This is a genomic window from Ramlibacter sp. (genome assembly GCF_013697775.1).
Taxonomy (GTDB): Bacteria; Pseudomonadota; Gammaproteobacteria; order Burkholderiales; family Burkholderiaceae_C; genus Ramlibacter.
In genome coordinates this window covers 1-5843 of record NZ_JACCWG010000328.1, presented here as the reverse complement: position 1 = coordinate 5843, position 5843 = coordinate 1, and the positions used below count along the sequence as shown (strand labels likewise).

General features: G+C 69.5%; 5 protein-coding genes and 1 pseudogene. 1 reads left to right on the top strand and 5 read right to left on the bottom strand.

What is annotated here, in order from left to right:
* Positions 1–122 precede the first annotated feature (122 nt).
* The 5 genes and pseudogenes from H0U68_RS16660 to uvrC form a co-directional block, all read right to left on the bottom strand.
* A pseudogene (locus tag H0U68_RS16660) lies at positions 123–665 on the bottom strand (isocitrate/isopropylmalate family dehydrogenase); the annotation flags it as partial.
* Positions 662–1546, bottom strand: coding sequence for an alpha/beta hydrolase (locus tag H0U68_RS16655; protein ID WP_296357575.1), 885 nt, complete (start codon positions 1544–1546; stop codon positions 662–664). The gene H0U68_RS16655 and the pseudogene H0U68_RS16660, both read right to left, overlap by 4 nt.
* Positions 1547–1565: 19 nt before the next feature.
* A complete protein-coding gene (locus tag H0U68_RS16650) occupies positions 1566–2447 on the bottom strand; it encodes a DMT family transporter (protein WP_296357573.1) in 882 nt (293 codons plus the stop codon).
* A gap of 6 nt (positions 2448–2453) precedes the next feature.
* Positions 2454–3023 carry a CDP-diacylglycerol--glycerol-3-phosphate 3-phosphatidyltransferase gene (gene pgsA / locus H0U68_RS16645; RefSeq protein WP_296357571.1) on the bottom strand — a complete coding sequence of 190 codons (570 nt, stop codon included), beginning with the start codon at positions 3021–3023 and terminating at the stop codon, positions 2454–2456.
* A gap of 51 nt (positions 3024–3074) precedes the next feature.
* Entirely contained in the window at positions 3075–5141 is a 2067-nt protein-coding gene (uvrC, locus tag H0U68_RS16640) for an excinuclease ABC subunit UvrC (protein WP_296357569.1), read from the bottom strand.
* Positions 5142–5161: 20 nt separating this feature from the next.
* Between uvrC and earP the strand changes: the two genes are divergently transcribed.
* A partial coding sequence (gene earP / locus H0U68_RS16635) for an elongation factor P maturation arginine rhamnosyltransferase EarP (RefSeq protein WP_296357568.1) occupies positions 5162–5843 on the top strand: 682 nt, incomplete at its 3' end.

Genomic DNA, 5843 nt, shown 5'->3' with positions numbered 1-5843 from the left:
ACGCTCCTCGTCCGACAAGATCAAATCCGCCTTTGGCCTGCCCGTTCTCATTGCGTATCTCCGCTCGAAAGATACCGCAAGAGCAAGCACGATTAATGCCTGTTATTTACGGGACAGGACACTAGCTCGAAGGCGAACTTCAGCACGCGGTCCACGCCGATGCGCGACATCACCGTTTCCTGCATCACGATCTCGCGCGGCGTGCCGGCGTACATGCGACCGCCGATGCTGGAATACTCGCCCTCGGTGTTCTCGCGCACGATGTACATGTCGATCTCGCCGGGCGCGCGCGCGCTGCCGTCGCGCCGCACCACCGGCGCGACGATGCCGGGCATCAGCCGCGCCGGGCGCAGGTTGACGTACTGGTCGAACTCGCGGCGAAACAGCAGCAGCGAGCCCCACAGCGACACGTGGTCGGCGATTTTCTCGGGCCAGCCGACCGCGCCGAAGTAGATGGCGTCGTGGCCGCCGATCTGGTCCTTCCAGTCGTCGGGCAGCATCTTGCCGTGCTTCTCGCAGTAGTCCCAGCTGGAGAAGTCGAAGTGGTCGAACGCCAGGTCGATGCCGAACTTGCGTGCCGCCGCGTCCATCACGCGGATGCCCTCGGGCATGACTTCCTTGCCGATGCCGTCGCCGGCGATGACCGCGATGCGCTTCTTGCTCATGTTGTGTTCCTCAGAAATTCGATGGCTTCGCGCAGCAGGAGCTCTGGCGCTTCTTCCGCGATGTAGTGCCCGCAGGGCAGGCTTGCGCCGGTGACGTTCGACGCACGCTCGCGCCACAGCGCCGGCACGTCGAAGCAGCGGCCGACCGTGCCGTGCTCGCCCCACAGCACGCGCAGCGGCTGCGCGAGCAGGCGCCCGGCCGCGACGTCGGCGCGGTCGTGTTCCAGGTCGATGCCGGCGCTGGCGCGGTAGTCGGCGCAGATTGCCTGCGCCGTGTTCGGCAGGCTGGCGCAGCGCACGTACTCGGCGAGTGCCTCGGGCGCGAACGCGGCCAGCCCCGCATGGCGCGCGCCCATCACGCTGCGCACGAAGCGCGCGGGGTCGGATTCGATCAATGCCTCCGGCAGCGGCGGCGGCTGGATCAGGAAGAACCAGTGCCAGTACGCGCGGGCGAAAGCGTCATCGGTCTGCGCGTACATGGCGAGCGTGGGCGCGATGTCCAGCAGCATCAGGCGCGACACCGCATCCGGTGCATCGGCGGCGAGGCGGTGCGCCACGCGCGCGCCGCGGTCGTGCGCCAGCACCTTGAAGCGCGTGAAACCGCGGGCATTCATCACCGCCAGTGCATCCTGCGCCATCTCGCGCTTCGAGTACGCGATGCTGCCCTCGCCCGCCGGCGGCCGGCCGGAGTCGCCGTAGCCGCGCAGGTCCATGGCGACGACGCTGAAATGCCGCGCCAGGCCGTCGGCCACGCGGTGCCACATCATGTGCGTCTGCGGATGGCCATGCAGCAGCAGCAAGGGTTCGCCGCTGCCGCCCGCCCAGGCGCGCAGCGCGACACCGTCGCGCTCGGTGGTGAACGGCTGGAAACCCTGGAACATCGGCACGATTTTGCGCCCGTCAGCCGCGTGCCGGCGCGCGTACCACCAGGCTCACGCCGACCGCCGCCAGGCCCATGCCCAGCACCGTCAGCCAGGTGATCGGTTCGCGAAACAGCGCCCAGGCCATCAGCGCCGTGGTGGGCGGCACCAGGTACAGCAGGCTGGCAACCGCCGTGGCCGCGCCGCGCTGGATCAGCAAGTACAGCAATGAGCTGCCGCCCAGGGTCAGCACCAGCACCGACCAGGCCATCGCGCCGATCAATTCATGGTTCCAGCGCATGGCTTCGTTTTCCAGCAGCGCCAGCGGCAGCGTGACCAGGAAAGCCGCGGCCAGTTGCACCAGGCTGGCGGCGCGCACGTCGCAGGGCGCGAGAAAACGCTTCTGGTAGAGCGTGCCGGCGGTGATGGCGACCAGCGCGCCCATCGACAGCATCAGGTTGAGCGGATGGATCTCGCCCAGCCCGAGCTTTTGCCACACCACCAGCGTGAGGCCGCCCAGGCCCAGAGCCAAGCCGCCCCATTGCCGGCCGCTGACGGCGCCGCCGCGCGCGGACACCCACACCGCCGTGAGCACCGGCTGCAGCCCGACCAGCAGCGCCACCAGGCCGGCGCCCATGCCCAGCTTGACGGCCGACCACACGCCGCCCAGGTAGCCGGCGTGCATCAGCACGCCAATGACGGCCAGGTGGCCGACCTGCCTGCGGTCCCTGGGCCAGGCCACGCGCGCGGCCAAGGCCCACACGGCGAAGCACGCGACCGACAGTGCGTAGCGCAGCGCCAGGAATTTCATCGGCGGCGACTGGGGCATGCCGAAGCGCGCCACGATAAAGCCGGTGCTCCAGATGAGTACGAAAACGGCGGGAATGGCACGCGCCGCGGCGTGCCGCGAGGAATCCGTCATTGCCGCTTACCGGGGCACGCGCTTGCGGATTTCCGGCAAGGCCTTCTGCAGGTAGTACACCATCGACCAGACGGTGAGCACGGCCGCGATCCAGATCAGCACCAGGCCCCAGGTGCCGGTGTCGATCACGCCGAACAGCATGCCGTCGAACAGCAGGAACGGGATGGCGACCATCTGCACGGTGGTCTTCACCTTGCCCAGCATGTGCACCGCCACGCTCTTGGACGCGCCGATCTGCGCCATCCATTCGCGCAGCGCCGAGATCGCGATCTCGCGGCCGATGATGATGAGCGCCACGAACACGTCGGCGCGTTTCAGGTGCACCAGCACCAGCAGCGAGGCGCAAACCAGGAACTTGTCGGCCACCGGGTCGAGGAAGGCGCCGAACGATGACGCCTGGTTCAGCTTGCGCGCCAGGAAGCCGTCGAGCCAGTCGGTCAGCGCGAACACCACGAACATCACCGTGGCGACCAGGTTCTGCGTGCCGGTCTGCAGGCCCAGGTAGAAGACCCCGATGATCAGCGGAATCGCGACGATGCGCGTCCAGGTGAAGATGGTCGGGATCGTGAAGAACATGGTTGGCGCCATTCTAGGTGGAGCGCCGGGCCCGGGCCGGAATGCGGGGCTTCAATGCAGCGCCCGGTAGATCTGTTCGGCCAGCTCGCGCGAGACGCCTTCCACCGTGGCGATGTCCTCCACGCTGGCCGCCGCCACGCCGCGCACGCCGCCGAAGCGCTGCAGCAGGCGCGCGCGTTTCTTCGCGCCGATGCCCGGAATCTCCTCCAGGCTGCTGCCGCCCACGCGAATCCGGGCGCGGCGCGCGCGCATGCCGGTGATGGCGAAGCGGTGCGCCTCGTCGCGGATCTGCGCCACCAGCATCAGCGCCGCCGAATCGCGCCCGAGGGAGGCTTTTTCGCGCCCGTCGGCGAACACGAGCTCTTCCAGGCCAACCTTGCGGCCCTCGCCCTTTTCCACGCCGACGATCACCGACAGGTCCAGCCCGAGCTCGGCAAAGACCTCGCGCGCCATGCTGACCTGGCCGCGGCCGCCGTCCACCAGCACGAGGTCGGGCAGGCGCAAAGCGCTGCCGCCGCCGCCGGGCTTCTTCGCGGCGGGGCTGTCCGCTGTTGCCTCGGCCGCAACGGCTGGCTCGGCTACGAGCACTGGAATTTCTTCCTGCGGCGCCGGCGCTTCCTCCTCCGGCGGCGTCGCGTCCGGCGTGTCGCGGCCGGACTGCGCCAGCTTGGCGTAGCGGCGCGAGAGCACCTGCCGCATGGCGGCGTAGTCGTCGCCGGGCGTGATGCCGTCGATGTTGTAGCGGCGGTACTCGCGGTTCTGCATCTGGTGGCGGTGGAACACCACGCAGGACGCCTGCGTCGCCTCGCCAGCGGTGTGCGAGATGTCGAAACACTCGATGCGGAAGGTGTCCAGGTTGTCGGGCGCCAGGTCCAGCGCATCCACCAGCGCGCGGGTGCGCGCCTGCTGCGAGCCTTCCTCGGCCAGCAGCCGCGCCAGCTGGATGTCCGCGTTCTGCTGCGCCATCTCCAGCCACAGCCGGCGCTGCTCGCGCGGGTTGTGCACGGCGCCGATCTTCACGCCGGTCTGCTGCGACAGCGCTTCGACCAGATCGCGGCCGACCGGGTGGCTGGTGATCAGCGCGGCCGGCGGCGCCGCGCCGATGTAGTGCTGCGCGATGAAGGCCTCCAGCACTTGCACTTCCACCGGCTGCGCCGGCGCGGCGTCGGCGCTGTCGTCGAAGCCCTGCAGCGCCGTGGCATCCTCCACGTGGCTGGGAAAGTACGCGCGGTCGCCCAGGTGGCGGCCGCCCCGCACCATGGCCAGGTTGACGCAGGCCTTGCCGCCCTGCACCTTCACCGCCAGGATGTCGGCGTCCTTGTCGGACGAGGTCTCCACCGACTGCTGGTGCAGCACCTTGGACAGCGCGCTCATGCGGTTGCGCAGCTCCGCCGCCTGCTCGAACTCCAGCTTGTCGGCGTGGTCCATCATGCGGCGCTCCAGCTCCTGCAGCACCGCATGCGCCTCGCCGCGCAGGAACGCCTCGGCGTTGTGCACATCGTGGCGGTAGTCCTCGGGCGCCACCAGGTTCACGCACGGGCCCGAGCAGCGCTTGATCTGGTAGAGCAGGCAGGGCCGCGTGCGGTTGGCGAACACCGTGTCCTCGCAGGTGCGCAGGCGGAACACCTTCTGCAGCAGCTGGATCGATTCCTTCACCGCCCAGGCGCTGGGGTACGGGCCGAAGTAGCGGTGCTTGCGGTCCACCGCGCCGCGGTAGTACGCCACGCGCGGAAACACCGCGGCCGAATGGCCGGCTTGGCCGTTGCCGGCGAAGCCCACCTTGTCGGGCGCGCCGGTGATCTTGAGGTAGGGGTAGCTCTTGTCGTCGCGAAACAGGATGTTGTAGCGCGGCGCCAGCGACTTGATGAGGTTGTTCTCCAGCAGCAGCGCTTCGGCTTCGGAGCGCACCACGGTCGTGTCCAGCCGCGCGATCTTGCCGATCATGTGGCCGATGCGCGTGCCGCCGTGGTTCTTCTGGAAGTAGCTGGAGACGCGCTTCTTCAGGTTGCGCGCCTTGCCCACGTACAGCACGCCGCCCTCGGCGTCGTAGTAGCGGTAGACGCCGGGCAGCGCCGGCAGCGCCGCCACTTGCGCCAGCAGCTCATCGGAATGGGACATGCCCCTATTATCCGAGGCGCATGCTCTGGGACATCTTCTGCAAGGTCATCGACAACCACGGCGACATCGGCGTGTGCTGGCGCCTGTGCGCGGAACTGGCCGTGCGCGGCGATGCCGTGCGGCTGTGGGTGGACGACGGATCGGCACTGGCCTGGATGGCGCCGCGAGGGCACGCGCGCGTCGAGGTGATCGCCTGGACCGGCGACGTGGCGACGCGCGAGCCCGGCGACGTGGTGGTGGAAGCCTTCGGCTGCGACCCGCCGCTGTCCTTCGTCGCGGCGCTGGCGCGCAAGACCGCGCACGACGGCCGGCAGCCGCCCTGGATCAACCTGGAATACCTCTCGGCCGAGCCGTACGTGGAACGCAGCCACGGCCTGCCCTCGCCGGTGATGGCCGGGCCGGGCGCGGGGCTGCGCAAGCACTTCTTCTACCCCGGCTTCACGGCGAAGACGGGCGGCCTGCTGCGCGAGCGCGACCTGTTGCCGCGGCAGGCCGAATTCGACCGGACGGCCTGGCTCACCGGCCATTCCATCGTGCTTGCGCCGCAGGAGCGGCTCATCAGCCTGTTCTGCTACGAGCCGGCCGGCCTGCCGGACCTGCTGCGCCAGCTCGCACAGGGGCCCGCGCGCACGCGGCTGCTGGTCACGGCGGGGCGCGCACGCACGGCGGTCGAACGCGCCCTGCAGGGCCTGCCGGCCGTGG